Origin of the sequence: Castellaniella sp. MT123 (assembly GCF_039614765.1) — a bacterium.
Taxonomy (GTDB): Bacteria; Pseudomonadota; Gammaproteobacteria; order Burkholderiales; family Burkholderiaceae_B; genus Castellaniella.
Genome location: NZ_CP154879.1, coordinates 3,195,040 through 3,210,125, shown reverse-complemented (window position 1 = coordinate 3,210,125; position 15,086 = coordinate 3,195,040). Strand labels below are relative to the sequence as shown.

At 64.7% G+C, this 15,086-nt stretch carries 14 protein-coding genes; 8 read left to right on the top strand and 6 right to left on the bottom strand.

Annotation, left to right across the window (positions count from 1 at the left end; all coding sequences use genetic code 11):
* Positions 1 to 36 precede the first annotated feature (36 nt).
* From ABCV34_RS15140 to ABCV34_RS15130, 3 genes are all read right to left on the bottom strand, one after another.
* Complete coding sequence (locus ABCV34_RS15140) at positions 37 to 2,901, bottom strand: EAL domain-containing protein (protein WP_345797045.1); 2,865 nt, start codon at positions 2,899 to 2,901, stop codon at positions 37 to 39.
* A gap of 112 nt (positions 2,902 to 3,013) precedes the next feature.
* Positions 3,014 to 5,032, bottom strand: a complete 2,019-nt coding sequence (locus ABCV34_RS15135) for a TonB-dependent copper receptor (protein ID WP_345797044.1) — start codon at positions 5,030 to 5,032, stop codon at positions 3,014 to 3,016.
* An 86-nt stretch (positions 5,033 to 5,118) separates the two neighbouring features.
* The gene (locus ABCV34_RS15130) at positions 5,119 to 5,529 is read right to left on the bottom strand and encodes a DUF2946 domain-containing protein (RefSeq protein ID WP_345797042.1); all 411 of its coding nucleotides are present in this window, start codon (positions 5,527 to 5,529) and stop codon (positions 5,119 to 5,121) included.
* A 194-nt stretch (positions 5,530 to 5,723) separates the two neighbouring features.
* Here ABCV34_RS15130 and ABCV34_RS15125 point away from each other — a divergent pair, with 194 nt between their 5' ends.
* The 3 genes from ABCV34_RS15125 to ABCV34_RS15115 are packed head-to-tail and all read left to right on the top strand — an operon-like array spanning position 5,724 to position 7,992.
* Positions 5,724 to 6,521, top strand: a complete 798-nt coding sequence (locus ABCV34_RS15125; RefSeq protein ID WP_345797041.1) for an amino acid ABC transporter substrate-binding protein — start codon at positions 5,724 to 5,726, stop codon at positions 6,519 to 6,521.
* 50 nt (positions 6,522 to 6,571) lie between these two features.
* Positions 6,572 to 7,252, top strand: a complete 681-nt coding sequence (locus tag ABCV34_RS15120; protein WP_345797040.1) for an amino acid ABC transporter permease — start codon at positions 6,572 to 6,574, stop codon at positions 7,250 to 7,252.
* A complete protein-coding gene (locus ABCV34_RS15115) occupies positions 7,249 to 7,992 on the top strand; it encodes an amino acid ABC transporter ATP-binding protein (RefSeq protein ID WP_345797038.1) in 744 nt (247 codons plus the stop codon). Before ABCV34_RS15120 ends, ABCV34_RS15115 begins: the two co-directional genes overlap by 4 nt.
* A gap of 87 nt (positions 7,993 to 8,079) precedes the next feature.
* On the opposite strand, the gene ABCV34_RS15110 is transcribed toward ABCV34_RS15115, so the two are convergent.
* Positions 8,080 to 8,973 (bottom strand): DMT family transporter, encoded by an 894-nt coding sequence (locus ABCV34_RS15110; protein WP_345797037.1) that lies wholly within the window; start codon positions 8,971 to 8,973, stop codon positions 8,080 to 8,082.
* Positions 8,974 to 9,085: 112 nt separating this feature from the next.
* Here ABCV34_RS15110 and ABCV34_RS15105 point away from each other — a divergent pair, with 112 nt between their 5' ends.
* Complete coding sequence (locus tag ABCV34_RS15105; protein ID WP_345797036.1) at positions 9,086 to 10,510, top strand: PLP-dependent aminotransferase family protein; 1,425 nt, start codon at positions 9,086 to 9,088, stop codon at positions 10,508 to 10,510.
* Positions 10,511 to 10,536: 26 nt separating this feature from the next.
* A complete protein-coding gene (locus tag ABCV34_RS15100) occupies positions 10,537 to 11,322 on the top strand; it encodes a uracil-DNA glycosylase (RefSeq protein WP_345797035.1) in 786 nt (261 codons plus the stop codon).
* Here the strand turns inward: ABCV34_RS15100 and ABCV34_RS15095 are convergent.
* A complete protein-coding gene (locus ABCV34_RS15095) occupies positions 11,263 to 12,486 on the bottom strand; it encodes a GGDEF domain-containing protein (protein ID WP_345797034.1) in 1,224 nt (407 codons plus the stop codon). The genes ABCV34_RS15100 and ABCV34_RS15095 overlap by 60 nt on opposite strands.
* A 225-nt stretch (positions 12,487 to 12,711) precedes the next feature.
* Here ABCV34_RS15095 and ABCV34_RS15090 point away from each other — a divergent pair, with 225 nt between their 5' ends.
* From ABCV34_RS15090 to ABCV34_RS15080, 3 genes are all read left to right on the top strand, one after another.
* Entirely contained in the window at positions 12,712 to 13,419 is a 708-nt protein-coding gene (locus tag ABCV34_RS15090; RefSeq protein ID WP_345797033.1) for an AzlC family ABC transporter permease, read from the top strand.
* A complete protein-coding gene (locus ABCV34_RS15085) occupies positions 13,412 to 13,732 on the top strand; it encodes an AzlD domain-containing protein (protein ID WP_345797032.1) in 321 nt (106 codons plus the stop codon). The genes ABCV34_RS15090 and ABCV34_RS15085 overlap by 8 nt, the downstream gene beginning before the upstream one ends.
* Before the next feature lie 69 nt (positions 13,733 to 13,801).
* Positions 13,802 to 14,284: a YajQ family cyclic di-GMP-binding protein gene (locus ABCV34_RS15080; RefSeq protein ID WP_345797031.1), complete on the top strand. Its 483-nt coding sequence runs from the start codon at positions 13,802 to 13,804 to the stop codon at positions 14,282 to 14,284.
* Positions 14,285 to 14,331: 47 nt separating this feature from the next.
* Here the strand turns inward: ABCV34_RS15080 and ABCV34_RS15075 are convergent, their stop codons facing one another.
* The gene (locus ABCV34_RS15075) at positions 14,332 to 15,066 is read right to left on the bottom strand and encodes an enoyl-CoA hydratase/isomerase family protein (RefSeq protein ID WP_345797030.1); all 735 of its coding nucleotides are present in this window, start codon (positions 15,064 to 15,066) and stop codon (positions 14,332 to 14,334) included.
* Positions 15,067 to 15,086: the final 20 nt, after the last annotated feature.

The window sequence follows — 15,086 nt, the reverse complement described above, 5'->3', positions numbered from 1 at the left end:
TCGCGGCGGCCGGCCGGACGGCACACCACCACCCGGTCAGCGGGGAAGATCTGGGCTGCCGGCAATGTGCCGTCGGACGAACGCCTCGAATTCCCCGGCCTTCAGCGGCCGGCTGTAGTAATAGCCCTGCGCCTCGTCACAACCATGGCCCCGCAGGAACTCGATCTGCTCCACGGTCTCCACGCCTTCGGCGACGGTGCGCAGGCCCAGACTGCGGGACAGCTGGATGATGGCGGCCGCAATCGCCTGATCGTCCGGATCGACATCGATGTCGCGCACGAAGGACTGATCGATCTTCAGCTCGTGCAGTCTGAACCGCTTCAGATAGCTGAGCGACGAATAGCCGGTCCCAAAATCGTCGATGGCGAAGCGGACCCCGAACCGGGCCAGCTCCTCTATCCGCTGAGCAGCCATCTCGGGTGATTTCATGGCAACCGCCTCGGTCAGCTCCAGCTGCAGCAATTCGGCCGGGACCCTCGTTTCCTCGAGAACCCGCCGGATGCGATCGGACAGATCGTGCTGGGTGAACTGCACAGCGGACAGGTTCACCGACACGGTCATGGCCGGCAGCCCCCGGTCGAGCCACTGGCGCAGCTGGCGCAGGGCTGTCTCCAGCACCCAGTCGCCGATGGAAATGATCAGGCCGCTGGCCTCGGCAATGGGGATGAATTCGCTGGACGTGACCCGCCCCCATTGGGGAGAGTCCCAGCGCAGCAGGGCTTCGGCGCCCCGGATGCCGCCATCCAGGAACGACACCTGCGGCTGGTAGACCAGGGATAGTTCGCCGCGATCCACCGCCTGTTTGAGGGCATTGACCAGGGCAAGCTCACGGCTGACGTGCACCTGCATTTCGGGCGTGAAGAATTCCACCCGGTTGCGTCCCTCTTCCTTGGCGCGGTACATGGCGGTTTCCGCGCTTTTCAACAGCACGTCGAATTCCACCGCGTCATCCGGATAACAGGCAATCCCGACCGAGGCGGACATGAAGATATCCTGCCCGGCCAGCCGCAGGGGCCTGGAAATCACCTGCAACAGATCGGCGCTGCGGGCGGTAATCCGCTGCCGGTCGGCGCCCGGCAGGATCGCGACAAAATCATCCCCCGAATACCGCGACAGGCAGGCCGGGTCAGACAGCCAGGCGCGCAGACGACGCGCCATTTCTTGCAGCAGGGCATCTCCGACGTGATGGCCGAGCGAATCGTTCACGGCCTTGAAGTGATCCAGGTCGATCCAGAGCACTGCCAGCTCATCGCCCTGCCCGATCGCATATTCGAAGCGCTCGCGCAACAGAATGCGATTGGGCAGGCCCGTCAGTTGGTCATAGTGCGACAGCAGGCGGATGCGCTCGAGCGCCTGGCGCTTTTCGGTTACGTCCTCGTTGTGCGCCAGATAATTGGTGACCTCGCCCTGCGCGTTGCGCACCGGATAGATCAGCACCGATTCGATATATTCCCGGCCTGTCTTGCTGAGATTGATCCATTCACCCCGCCACGCTTTACCCTGCGCCAGCTGTGCCCACATCGCGCGGATCGTGGCGGCTGGCGTGCGACCGGGCTTCAAGCGGCGCAGGTTGCGACCCCGCACCTCCGGGGCCGTGTAGCCGCTGATGCGGGTGAAGGCTTCGTTGACGAATTCGATCCGCCCCTGCCGGTCGGTGATGATGATCGAACCGGGACTTTGCACGACTGCGGTCGACAGCGTGCGCAAGGCCTGTTCGCTTTTCAGGCGCGCCGTGACGTCGCGCGAAATGACCGCAAAACGCGGTGCATGTCCCAAGGGTACGGCCTTGCGCGCCACCGAAAGCTCGAACTCATGTTTCCCGCCACTGGATATCTCGAGCGTGATCATTCTGCCCCGGGACTGGCCCTGGAGCTTGGCTTCCCTCAGGGCTTCGAGCACCGTCCCGCTATCCTGATCCGACATGATGTCATGCACCGATTTGCCGATCAACTGATCCGCCGGCAGGGACAAATCCCTCGGGCGGCTGGTGTGGATTCCCAGGTAGCGCCCCTCCAGGTCCATTTCGAACACCAGATCGGGCAAGGCGTCCAGCGTAGCGCGCAATTGCTCCCGCGAGTCGCGCAACAGCGCATAGGGGTACTGGACGGATTCGGCAAACACCGCGCGGTACAAAAAGACATAGGCCAGCACCTTGTAAAGATGCCCCGCCAGGAGATAGATGTCCGTCAGGCCCGAATACAGCGTGAGCAAGTATTCGCCCTGCGCCATGATGACGGCGGCGATCAGCAGGTCGCCGGCGTTGAAGCGGCACGGCTGTTTCAGAGTCCACCACAGGCGCGCCGCAGCCACCAGATAGAGCGTAATCAGGCAATATTCCAGCAGGATCTTGAAGGGCGTCAGCCCCTGGCCGGGCACAAAGGTGCGCGGGATCCGGTCCACCCACTGGAAGTACAGGATCGTCAGCGCCGCGACTAGCGCCAGGACGCCGATGGCCTGCGCCCCGAACGGGATCCGGCTGCGGCTTTCCCGCCAGGGCAGCCACGTGGCCGCCAGAAGCCCCAGTGCGCCGAACAAGCGCGCCAGGAACCAGAAGTAGATGGCCTTCTCGGCGTTGCCCGGCGTGATGAAATCGGGCATCCCCGGGTAGGACACGAGATGGAGGAAGTCCAGCACCGCCACACCCAGGAAGGTGCTGCCCAACAGCAGCAGATTGCCCGGTAATCCTTCGCGCCGGCTGCTCCAGATGACGCCAAAAATCAGCGACGCAACTGCCACGGAGAGCGTTTCGGCAGCGATATGCAGCAACTGGAAATGACTGACTTCCCGCCAGCCCGCCGGCAGCCAGAGTGCCGCGACAAACACCAGCAGCAACAGTGTCGATGCGCTGAGGACACGAACGGCGCGGCGGGCATCGGCCCGATAGCTGGGATGAATCAACATGTCAGCCAGTGTAGGGGGTCCGGACACTGTACCGATACCCCCTCATGCCTGGCAAGTAGCCTACGTCTTGTAGCCGGGATCGGGCGAATGTCCCGGGGATCACCCGATCACGTCACTCCAACGCAATCTGCGCCTTCAGCCAGAAGACCCGGCCGGGTTCGTTGATACGGACATTCACGAACGACGCGTTGCCGGGGATGTCGGCACCGGACTTGGACAGATGCTCGGCATAGGTCTTGTTCAGCACATTGTCGACTCCCGCCGTCAGCAGCACCGATTTGTGCGGACGCCAGCCTGCGTTGAACGACAGCACGCCGAATCCGCCCGTGGGCCCCAGGTCCTTGCCGTTGGCGACGATTCCGCCGGAGCCCTCGTCATAGCGGTTCTGGGGCGCAACCACGCGCCACAGCACGCCGGCTGAATAAGGCCCTTGAGCGTAGTTCAACCCTAGACGCGCTTCCAGCGGCGGCTGTTGCGCCAATGGCTTGCCATCGGTGCGGTTCCGGCCAAATACGTAGGCCAGACTGGATACGGCCTGCCAGGCGGGATCGAACTGCCACGAGCCTTCCAGTTCACCGCCCATGACCGTCGCATCGACGTTGCGCGTCATGTTCCGATCCCAATTGATCAGGATGTAATCATCGACCTGCCCATAGAACGCGGAGGCGGACAAACCGAACGGGCCGCTACGCCAGTTCGTGCCCAGATCGAGCTGGGTCGTTTTTTCGGGGCGGGTGGACAGAAAGGCGCTGTTGCCGCCGTCGGAACCGCCCTTCATGCGTTCCCAGTAGTCCGGAAAACGCTCGGCATGGCCAAGGCCGACATACCAGGTGCTGTTGCCGCCGTAATCCCGTTCGTACCGCAGAAACCCGCTGGGCAAGATCCGATCGTCCCGTGTCCCCGCCGTCGCCGACGCGCCCGACGGGCGCTGGTCACGGGCTTCGTGCCAGTCCGCTCGCGCCCCGCCGATGACCCGATCCGCATCGGTCAGATACCAGGTGCTCTCACTGAACAGGCCATACTGCCGGAAGCGCATGTCCTCGACCCTGGCCGCATCCAGATACCCATCGGTCGCGGCAGTTTCGGTCATGCCCTTGCCGCCGCGCGAACGGTGCACGTCCTGGCGGGTGTCTCCGCCAATCACGACCTTCCAGGCCTCGGCGGGCCTGAGGGTCGCGCTGAGCCGTCCCCCCGTCGTGCGGCGATCGGGGTTGCTGGCCATGTACATCTTGTCCGGCTTGCGCAAGGTGTAGTTGTCCATGACGTGATCGACATAGTTCTGATACACGCGGCCTTCCACTTCATCGACAAAGCCTCCCATGCGCTTGCGCTCGAACATCAACGACACATTCTCGCGGCGGAATTTCACCCCGTCCATGCTTCGGTCGGCATAGGCGGCGCGACCATCGCTCAACGCGGCCGAGAGTTCGATCCGCGTCTTGTCGTCCGGCGTCAGGCCGACTGCGGCATGACTGCTCCAGCGCAGATACTCCGAATGCACCCGGTTGCCGTCGCCGTCCTTGTAGTCGTCGGCCTGGGCGCGGGTGCCGCCCGCCCGCACGTACCCCTGCGGGCCGCCTACCTGCACGTCGGCCATCTGGTCGTTGCGCCCGAAGCTGCCGGCCGTCAGGCTGCCGTTGGCCTTCCAGCCGAAAGACTCCATCCGCCGGGTATCGCGTTCGAACAGGACGACGCCGGCGGACTGGCCCGCGCCGTAGCGTACGGATTGCGGCCCTTTAAGGACGGTGACCCGGTCATAGGACTCGGGGTACACATAGGCGGTGGGCGGATCCATGCGCCCGCCGCAGCCGCCATAGATCTCCTGGCCATCCAGCAAAATGCCCAGGCGCGAACCGGAAAACCCGCGCAGGACCGGATCGCCATCCGTACCGCCCTTGCGGATCACGGAGAACCCGGGAATGCTCTTGAGGAAGTCCGCGCCGTCATGAGCGGGAATGGGTTGGCGAGGCGCCTTCGGATCGGTGCGGACCACCAGCGGTTCGTCGGCGGCGGGCGCCGTGACCACCACGGGCGTCAAGGTCCGCACCGGCTCGGACATGGCCACTCGTGGCAGACCGAGCGACATCAGGGCGAACGGCATCCCGGCCACCCATAAGGTTTCCTTTTTCATTGAAATCTCGATATTCAATACAGCTGAAAAATATCCGGGGCCGCCGTGGTCAGACCGGGCGGCCCCGAAAGAAGAAGATCAGGGTGTCAGCTGGATTGGAGCGGAGGACAACGCGCCGGCGGCCATTCCCAGGTACCAGTGATCCGGGCGTCACAGGGAGTTTCGTCGAACCCTGCCGCAGGCTGGGCCCAGGGCGCGGCCGGTACGGCAACGCCAAATCCCGCCGTCATCGGCGGGACGGGATGCGTGGCGCATAGCAGGCAATGGCCCGCCTGACGCACGTGGGGCTGATCCGATCCGTCGCCATCGTCGGGATCGGCGGACAAGTCCATGACCACCATGCCCGCCGGCGTGCAGGCAACGATCTGCACGCCTTGCAGGGAACCGGTGGACCGGGGCTGCGCAAACACGGGCCCGACGACCTGGAGCCAGAGCCCCAGGACGAGTAGCCAGTGGATGACGACGCATCCGCGTGAATGCCTGCCCGCTTGTCGCATGCCAGACATTCTATGAGGCCCTGCTTCCCTGTCGTTTGACGGCCATCAAGCACCTGGCAATTCCGCGCTTATTTCCATAGGCGATATGCAGATGGGCGCAAAACCTTTGCAGGCCGGACAGCGTCTCGATAGAATCAAATCCAATAAAACGCGCGGTTCATATAACGTGACCGCTTAATTGACGAGGCCTGCACATGAAGAAATTTTCCGCATTCGTTTTGGCCACTCTGCTGCCGCTGCTGTCGGCGGCACCTTCCGCACACGCCGCCACCGACGACCTGGCCGCCATCCAGAAGGCCGGCGCCATCCGCATCGGCACAGAGGGCACCTACGCCCCCTTTTCCTACCATGACCCGAAGGACAACAAGCTCGTGGGATTCGACGTGGACATCGGCCGCGCCATCGCCAAGCAGCTGGGGGTCAAACCCGATTTCGTCGAAGGCAAATGGGACGGGCTGATCGCCGGATTGAACGCCAACCGCTACGACGTGGTCATCAATCAGGTCGGCATCACGCCCGAACGGCAGGCCAAATACGATTTCTCCAAGCCCTACATTTCATCGGAAGCCGTCCTGATCGTCAGAGACGACAACACCACGATCCACGCCTTCCAGGATCTGAAGGGCAAACGTTCGGCCAACACCATCACCAGCAATTTCGGCAAGCTCGCCCAGCAGCATGGCGCCGAAGTCGTGCCGGTGCAGGGTTTCAATGACGCCATCGCCCTGCTGACCTCCGGCCGGGTGGATGCGACCATCAACGACGAGCTGTCGTTCCTGGACTTCAAGAAACATCAGCCCCAGGCAAAGGTCAAGGTCGTAGCCACCGACAGCAGCGCCGATTTCAGCCGCTCCGGCGTGCTGATGCGCAAGGACCAGCCCGCCCTGAAAGCCGCGATCGACAAGGCGATCGGCGCCATCCGCGCCGACGGCACCTACAAGACGATCTCGGAACGCTATTTCGGCAAGGACCTGTCGTCGAAGGTTCAATGAACCTGATTCCAGCCTATACTGCGACACGATCCTCGTAGGAGTCTCCGACCGTGCCGGACTGGCTGCAACTGATGGCGAATTCCCTCTGGCCGCTGGTGGTCGGAGGGATCAAATTCACGGTACCGCTGGCCATCCTGTCGTTCATTGCGGGCCTGGCGCTGGCATTCCTGGCGGCCATCACTCGGCTCTTCGGGCCCGCGCCACTGGTTGCCCTGGTGCGCTTCTACATCTGGCTGATCCGGGGCACACCACTGCTGGTGCAGCTGTTCGTGATCTTCTACGGCCTGCCCAGCGTCGGCCTCGTGCTCGACCCGCTACCGGCCGCCCTGATCGGGTTTTCGTTGAATGTCGGCGCCTACAACGCCGAGGTCATCCGCGGGGCAATCGAAGCCATCCCCCGGGGACAATGGGATGCCGCCTATTCTCTCAGCATGACGCGCGCGCAGGCGCTGCGGCGCACCATCCTGCCCCAGGCAGCCCGTGTCGCCGTGCCGCCCCTGGCCAATTCCTTTATTGCGCTGGTCAAAGACACCTCGCTGGCCGCCGTGATCACGGTACCGGAAATCTTTCAGGCGGCGCAGCGGATCGCCTCGGTGACCTATGAACCCCTGATCCTGTATACGGAAGCCGCGCTGATCTACCTGGTCCTGTGCACCTTCCTGTCCGCGACCCAGACACGGCTGGAACACTACTTCGGCCAGCACGCGGTGTTTTCGGAGGGGCAGCGATGATCCGTCTGCAGGACATCCGCAAGCATTTCGGGGACCACGAAGTCCTGAAGACCGTCAGCGTGACGATCCCCGAAGGCCAGGTCACGGCACTGATCGGCCCGTCCGGCAGTGGCAAAAGCACGCTGCTGCGCTGCGTGAACCTGCTGGAAACGCCCGACTCGGGGGAACTCGCCATCGGCGCCGAAACCATCCGCTTCGAGCCCGGGCACCATCCCAACCGTCAGGCCGTGCAACGGATCCGCCAGCAGACCGGCATGGTGTTTCAGAATTTCCAGCTGTTTCCCCACCAGACCGCCGTGCAGAACGTCATGGAAGGCCTGATCACCGTCAAGCGCTGGCCCCGCGACCAGGCTCATGCCCGCGCCTGTGAACTGCTGGACAAGGTCGGGCTGCACGACAAGGCCGACGCCTGGCCCGCCAGCCTGTCGGGTGGCCAGCAGCAGCGCGTGGCCATCGCCCGCGCGCTGGCGCCCGAACCCCAGGTCCTGCTGTGCGACGAACCGACGTCCGCGCTGGACCCCGGCCTGGCCGCCGAGGTCGTGTCCGTCCTGATCGATCTGGCGGCCGAAGGCATGACCATGCTGATGGCCACCCACGATCTGCGCCTGGCCTCCCAGGTAGCACGGCAGACCGTGTTCCTGGAAGACGGCGCGGTCGTCGAATCCGGGCCGTCGCAATCCCTGTTCCAGCAGCCGCGGGATGCGCGAACGCAGCGTTTTGTGGCGACACTGACCGGCTGAACTTTTCGCCGACTCCCACCCGGGCTGTCCGGTTGGTGTCCGGTTCGATGGGCACTGGACGGACTCGCCGCGCAAGGCGCCTGCTGGTCAGCGGGCCGTCGGAGACACCGGAGCAGGCGCGGCGGCCGTGTATTTCGCACCCGCCACACAGGCGACGACGAAGGCTGTCACGACGATCATGGTGACGGTCACGGATTCGCCCAGCAACCAGGCCGACAGCAGCAGCCCCAGGAACGGCTGCAGCAACTGCAGCTGACCCACGGCCGCAATGCCGCCCAGCGCCAGCCCCCGGTACCAGAAGATGAACCCGACCAGCATGCTGAACACCGCGACGTAGACGACTCCCAGCCATGCGGAAACAGGCACGGCGGACCAGTCGCCCGGTTGCCAGTACAGCATCAGCGGCAAGCTGACGGGCAAAGACAGCACAAGCACCCAGCAGATCACCTGCCAGCCGCCCAGACGCCGGGACAGGCGGCCGCCCTCGGCATAGCCATAGCCGCAGCTGAGAATCGCCACCAACATCAGGGCATCGGCGCCCAACGACCCGGAACCATCCTGGCTGAGGGCGAAGCCGGCGACCGACGCGGCCCCCAGTACGGCGAACATCCAGAATGCGCGCGAGGGGCGTTCCCCGCCCAGCCATGTGCCGAAGATGGCCGTGGCCAGCGGCAGCAGGCCAATGAACACCAGGGAATGCGCCGACGTGATCGTGCGCAAGGCCAGCGCCGTGCACAGGGGAAAGCCCACCACCACACCCAAGGCCACCAGGGCCAAAGTCCGCCACTCCGCGCGGTCGGGACGCACATTGCGGGTGAGCAGCAGAGCCGCCATCGCCAGCAGCCCCGCAATCCCGGAGCGCGCGGCCGTCACGAAAAACGGATCCAGCCCCAGGACGGCCACCCGGGTCGCCGGCAACGAGCCACTGAAAATGGCGACGCCAATCGCCCCATTGATCCATCCACGCGTCATCGCCTGCATTTGTACGTCCGGCCCATTTCGTTGTCGATCGAACAGACACTATGCCGGCACTACCCTTCATTTTCCAGGTACGGTCTGGTACAGTAGGACGAAACTGTACTGGTCCTGATCCATGCCTGATATCATCCGGACGACCGGCCGAACGGCCCGCGTCATGCAGTTCGTGCGCCAGCGCATCGCCGCCCGCGAATGGCAACCAGGCGCGCGGCTGCCGTCGCTGCGATCGATGGCGCTGCACCAGCAGGTTTCCAAATCGACCGTGGTCGAGGCCTACGAACGACTCGCGGCCGATGGCGCAATCCGCGCCCAGGCAGGGTCGGGATTCTATGTCGCGGGCCCGCTAGCGCCGCTGACGCTGGCCGAGATCGGCCCCCGGCTGGACCGCCAGATCGACCCCCTATGGGTGGCACGCCAGTCGCTGGACACCGGGGCCGACACGCTGAAACCCGGCTGCGGGTGGCTGCCGGCCGACTGGATGCCGCTGGATGCCATCCGCCTCGCCCTGCGGCGGGCGGCGCGGGATCAGAACACCATCCTGACCGACTACGCGCCGGCGCTGGGTCTGCCCGCCTTGCGCACGGTCATTGCCCAGCGCCTTCTGGAACGCGGCCAGCGCGTCGATCCCCGGCAGATCCTGCTGACCGATTCCGGCACCCAGGCGGTCGATCTGCTGTGCCGCTTTCTGATCAAGCCAGGCGATGCCGTGCTGGTCGACGACCCCTGTTATTTCAACTTCCTGGCCCTGCTGCGCGCCCATCAGGCACACGTCGTCGGCGTGCCGCGACAGCCTGACGGCCCGGACATGGATCGGTTCCAGGAAGCCCTGACGCGGCACCATCCCCGCCTGTACATCAGCAATTCGGGACTGCACAATCCGACAGGCGCCAGCCTGTCGGCGGACAAAGCACGGCGAATCCTCGCCCTGGCACAGGCACATGACCTGATCCTGATCGAGGACGACATCTTCGGCGACTTCGAGACCACACCGACCGCCCGCCTGGCCGAGCTGGACGGGCTGGAGCGGGTCGTGCAGGTCGGCAGTTTTTCAAAGACCCTGTCCGCCAGCCTGCGCTGCGGTTACCTGGCCGTGCGGCCGGACTGGGGCGACGCGCTGGCGGACCTACGCACCGCAACGACGTTTTCAGGCGCAGGCCTGACCCAGTCGGTCATCCTGCATCTGTTGCGCGACAGCACCTGGCCACGGCACCTCGGGCTGCTGCGCCAGCATCTGGCGCGGGCCATGTCTCAAACCATCGATCTGCTGCGCAGCCTGGGGCTGGAACCCTGGCATATTCCCCCGGGCGGCATGTTCCTGTGGTGTCGGCTGCCCCAGGGCATCGACAGCACCCGGCTGGCTCACCTGGGACTGCGGCAAGGCCTGGTGCTGGCCCCCGGCAACATCTTCAGCCCATCCCGGACCGCCAGCGCCATGATGCGGTTCAATGTCTCGCAGATGAGCAACCCCCGTCTGCCGGCGCTGCTGGCTACACTGATGGCACAGGCCCGCCAAAGCCATCCCGAACCCGCCCCCGCCTGACGACAAACCCGCGCCGCCGATCCCACATGACCTCTCCGCTTCCCGACACCCAGGTCCACAACGCCTTCCAGGATTCCCTGCACGCGCAGATCGAGACACTGCCGCCCGCCTGGCGATCCACGCTGCAGGCGCCGCATCTGCAGGGCATCGTCGCCCGGCTCGATACCATGCTGGCCGAACGGCTGGCTGCCGGCGCGCGGATCTTTCCCCTGCGCCCGTTTCGCGCGCTGATCGAAACGCCACCAGAATCGGTGCAGGTCGTGATCGTGGGCCAGGACCCCTACCACGGCCCGAATCAGGCCCAAGGCCTGGCGTTTTCCGTGCCCGACTTCTGCCCGACCCCGCCCAGCCTGCGCAACATGTTCAAGGAACTGGCGCTGGAATACGGAGATCCGGAACAAGCCCCACGCAACAGCCTGGTCCGCTGGGCACGCCAGGGCGTGCTGCTGCTGAACACATCCCTGACGGTCGAGGCCCACCAGCCCGCATCCCACGCGAAAAAGGGTTGGGAGCACGTCACGGATGCCCTGATCATGCGGGTATTGCGTGAACCGCGCCCGAAAGTCCTGCTGCTGTGGGGATCCCATGCCCAGGCCCGTCGCCAGCTGATGGACCTGCAGCCGCCCGCCGGCCCGGTCCAGGTGCTGATGGCCAACCACCCCTCGCCCCTGTCGGCGCTGCGCCCGCCTCGCCCCTTCATCGGCTGCGGCCATTTCCGCCAAGCCAACGACTGGCTTCAGGCGCACGGCGAATCAGGCATCGACTGGCTGCTCGCCAAGGTGCTCGCTGCGGCCCCGGGATACGGAGGCTGAGGGCTCCGGGATCCCTTCCCAGCCGCCGCTGGGCCACAGCCGGATACAGTCCCGGCCGGCTGTTTTTGCCGCATACAGCGCCTGATCGGCCCGCGCCAGCAGGCGGTCCAGATCGTGACCGACATCCCGGGTGCAGGCGATCCCGACGCTGACGCTCAGGCTGCAGGGTAGTTCCCGCATCTGTGCGGACAGATGACGGCGAACGCGGATAGCCAGATCCTGAGCACCCAGGGGGCCCAGATCAGGCGCCAGAATCACGAATTCCTCGCCCCCCAGGCGTGCGCACAGATCCCCCGCCCGGACCGTATCGCGCAGCATACAGGCAAACCAGATCAGCACGCGATCGCCGGCTTCGTGTCCGAAATGGTCGTTGACCTGCTTGAACCAGTCCAGATCGCACATCAGCACTGCCACGTCGCCACCGTCGAGCCGGGCCCGCGCGAGCAGATCCGCGCCCTGTTCGAAGAGCGCGCGGCGATTGGGCAACGCAGTCAGCGCGTCGTGCAAGGCCGCATAACGGTAGCGCTGTTCGGCCCGCGCCCGCACCATCATCAGGATGCAGAATGACAGGCTGATGGCAAAGAACAGGCCTTCGAGCATGACCAGAGAGAAATCCGGCCAGCTCCGCCAGGCAATTTCGTGGATGGCGTGGGGGAAAGCCCGATACAGATAGAACAGGCCATGCGCGGCCAGAACGCAGAGCAGCGGCGTGGCCGGAGCGGGGTCGCGCCGCCATTCAGGCCAGGCCTCGACCCCAGCCGCCACGATATAACCCAGCGACAGGAGGGAATAGACCACGACGCGCGCATCGTTGTTTGCCAGAAACGCGGGCCATTGACACAGGATGAACCACACCGCCGCGCCAACGAGCAGCCAGGACCAGCGAACAGCCCCCCCACGGAACACGCGCAGGCTGACCCACAGGAATCCATGTCCGGTGATCAGCAGCATGTTGGACAGCACGATGGAAATCAGCGGCGAAGCCGGGCCTTCCCGCAGCGCCCCCAGCAGAAAGCCCAGGCATCCGAGCCACATCCCGCCTGCGGCCCACAGAAGGGTGCGGTCACGCCGCCCCTGGAAAGCCGCCAGGAAAGTCAGGGCGCCAACCAGGAGCAGGACGAAGGCCTCGACGACCAGCATGGTGCGAGGATCTAGGTTCAGCATCGAAAAACCGCCTTGATTGCAAATAGTCGGGCGCGTGTGCTGTCACACGATCCCAAACATGAAACATTTGGTGCCTGTCTCATGCCAACTATGATAAACGGTTTCAATGCTTGACTCGACTGCTGGCATTCCTGAGCGCGAACAGCGGGCCGCATCCTGGGCGCCTGCGCCCTGGTGGTGGGCGCCATGCCACCGCAACTGGGTTAGCCCGATATAATGCCCGCCATGCCCCGCCAGCCCCATCATCCACTGTCGATTTCCAGCCTGACGGCACCCGTCGCCATGGGCTATATCCCTTTAGGCGCGGTCTTCGGATTCCTGTTCGTGCAGGCCGGTGGCTCAGGGTGGCTGGCCATCGCATCCAGCCTGCTGATCTATGCGGGTGCGGCCCAGTTCATGATGGTGCCCATGCTGGCGGCGGGGCTTCCGGTCAGCGCCATCGTCCTGGCCACTCTGGTGCTCAACCTGCGCCATGTGTTCTACGGTCTTTCCTTGCTCAGTCATCTGCCGGCCAGCCGCTGGCAGCGCTGGTACGGCATCTTCGCGCTGACCGACGAAACCTATTCGGTACTGACCGCCCTGCCGGCGCAGGCGCGATCCCGGCGCATGGCGCTGGTCTGCGCGCTGAATCACGGCTGGTGGGTGCTGGGCACGGTCCTGGGGGTGATGCTGGGCGCCCAGGTCCAGATCGGTCTGACCGGACTCGATTTCGTGCTGGCAGCCCTGTTCGCGGTCCTGGCGGTCGAACAGTGGCGCGCCCGGCGCGACACCCTGCCGATCTGGATTTCCCTGGCCGCCTACGCCATCGCGCTCGTCATCCTGCCGGCCCAGGCTTTGGCGATCGCCATCGCCCTGAGCCTGCTGGCCGCGGCGCTACGGCCCGCCACGCCCCCTGCCTCAACCCGCGACCCGGATGCCGCAAGCCATGACTGACACGCCTTATGTCCTGATCGTCATTGTCCTGATGGGCGCGGTCACACTGGCCCTGCGTGCGCTGCCCTTCGTCGCGGGACACTGGCTTCGCCGCCACCCGCTGGTGCACAAACTGGGCAACACGCTGCCGCTGTCCATCATGGTGCTGCTGCTGGTCGATACCGTCACCGGCCAGGCGCGCAACAATCCGGCGGGCCCCTGGCAGGAACTGCTGGCCGTCGCGCTGGTCGTGCTGCTGCAATGGCGCACGCGCCAGACCCTGCTGAGCATCGTGGCGGGGACGGCGCTCTACATGGTGCTGAGGGCGACCTGATGGCTCATCCGGACGGGACGCCCGCGTCCTCTACAATCAAGGCATCGTTTTCAATACCAGGACCTGACCATGCCCAGCTTTGACGTCGTCTCGGAAGTCGACAAACACGAACTGACCAACGCCGTCGATCAGGCCAACCGGGAACTCGCAACCCGCTTCGATTTCAAGGGCACCGACGCCCATTTCGAACTGGAAGGCTACGTCATCACGCAGTCGGCACCCAGCGCCTTTCAGCTGAAGCAGATGCTCGACATCCTGCGTGGACGCCTGTCGGCGCGCGGCATCGACGTGCGCTGCCTGGAACTGGACGATCCACTGGAAAACCTGGGCGGTGCCCGCCAGAAGGTCACGATCCGCCAGGGGATCGAACAGGCAATCTCGAAAAAGCTGATCGCCGCCGTCAAGCAGGCCAAGCTCAAGGTCGAAACCCAGATCAACGGCGACAAGCTGCGCGTCTCGGGCAAAAAACGCGACGACCTGCAGGAAGCCATCGCGCTGCTGCGCAAGACCGATGTGGACCTGCCGCTGCAGTTCCAGAATTTCAGGGATTGAAGCCACGCCGCGAAACAGGTCGGCGGCACCGGTCCCCTGCGGGAATCTCAGCCTTTCGCGGTGATGGCGGCCAGGCGTGCAGCCAAGGCGTCCGAACGCAAGGACGCCTCGTAGTGCGACCGCAATAGCGGCTCATCGTAGCGGCCCTCGGCCACTGCCATCAGATCGGCCTTGACGGACTTGAGTACAGCGGGTTCACAGGCGCGGATCCCATCCAGATAGCGGCCCACCGCGTCGTCCAGCGCATCGCGCCCGACCAGTTCGTGCAGGAAACCGATGCGCAGCATTTCCTGATCATGAATGGTCTGGGCCGTCAGGAACAGCTTCTTGGACGCGGCCAGGCCCAGAACTGTGACATAGCGCCGGATCCCGCCCGGATAATAATGCAGCCCGATCCGCGACGCCGGCATCAGAAAGCGGCTGCCAGTCACACCGACCCGGAAATCGCAGCACAAGGCCAGATCAGTGGCCCCGCCATAGACGCTGCCGTTCATGGCGCAGATCGTCGGCAGCGGAAATTGCTCCAGCTCATCCAGCATGTCCTCGAAACGGCCGTCCAGCTGATCCTTGATCGCGCCCAGGGTGTAGCCGGAACTGAAGGTCTTCTCTCCGGTTCCGGTCACCACCAGCGCACGGATGTCTTCCCGGGCGGCCACCTGACGCAAGTGTCCGCTGATGACCGTGCAGTCCTCCGGGGCGATACGGTTGTGCTGCGACGGCCGGCGCAATGTCAAGGTGGCGACATCGCCATGAAACCCCAATCCCGGTTCTTGATCCTGCATTCGTACAACTCCTCGTTCAA

Bases quoted from the DNA above. Each gene is read 5' to 3' on its own strand.
- ABCV34_RS15085 (WP_345797032.1), top strand. From the start codon at position 13,412: ATGACTGACACGCCTTATGTCCTGATCGTCATTGTCCTGATGGGCGCG.
- ABCV34_RS15125 (WP_345797041.1), top strand. From the start codon at position 5,724: ATGAAGAAATTTTCCGCATTCGTTTTGGCCACTCTGCTGCCGCTGCTG.
- ABCV34_RS15115 (WP_345797038.1), top strand. From the start codon at position 7,249: ATGATCCGTCTGCAGGACATCCGCAAGCATTTCGGGGACCACGAAGTC.
- ABCV34_RS15135 (WP_345797044.1), bottom strand. From the start codon at position 5,032: ATGAAAAAGGAAACCTTATGGGTGGCCGGGATGCCGTTCGCCCTGATG.
- ABCV34_RS15110 (WP_345797037.1), bottom strand. From the start codon at position 8,973: ATGCAGGCGATGACGCGTGGATGGATCAATGGGGCGATTGGCGTCGCC.
- ABCV34_RS15095 (WP_345797034.1), bottom strand. From the start codon at position 12,486: ATGCTGAACCTAGATCCTCGCACCATGCTGGTCGTCGAGGCCTTCGTC.
- ABCV34_RS15130 (WP_345797042.1), bottom strand. From the start codon at position 5,529: ATGCGACAAGCGGGCAGGCATTCACGCGGATGCGTCGTCATCCACTGG.
- ABCV34_RS15075 (WP_345797030.1), bottom strand. From the start codon at position 15,066: ATGCAGGATCAAGAACCGGGATTGGGGTTTCATGGCGATGTCGCCACC.
- ABCV34_RS15090 (WP_345797033.1), top strand. From the start codon at position 12,712: ATGCCCCGCCAGCCCCATCATCCACTGTCGATTTCCAGCCTGACGGCA.
- ABCV34_RS15140 (WP_345797045.1), bottom strand. From the start codon at position 2,901: ATGTTGATTCATCCCAGCTATCGGGCCGATGCCCGCCGCGCCGTTCGT.
- ABCV34_RS15080 (WP_345797031.1), top strand. From the start codon at position 13,802: ATGCCCAGCTTTGACGTCGTCTCGGAAGTCGACAAACACGAACTGACC.
- ABCV34_RS15100 (WP_345797035.1), top strand. From the start codon at position 10,537: ATGACCTCTCCGCTTCCCGACACCCAGGTCCACAACGCCTTCCAGGAT.
- ABCV34_RS15105 (WP_345797036.1), top strand. From the start codon at position 9,086: ATGCCTGATATCATCCGGACGACCGGCCGAACGGCCCGCGTCATGCAG.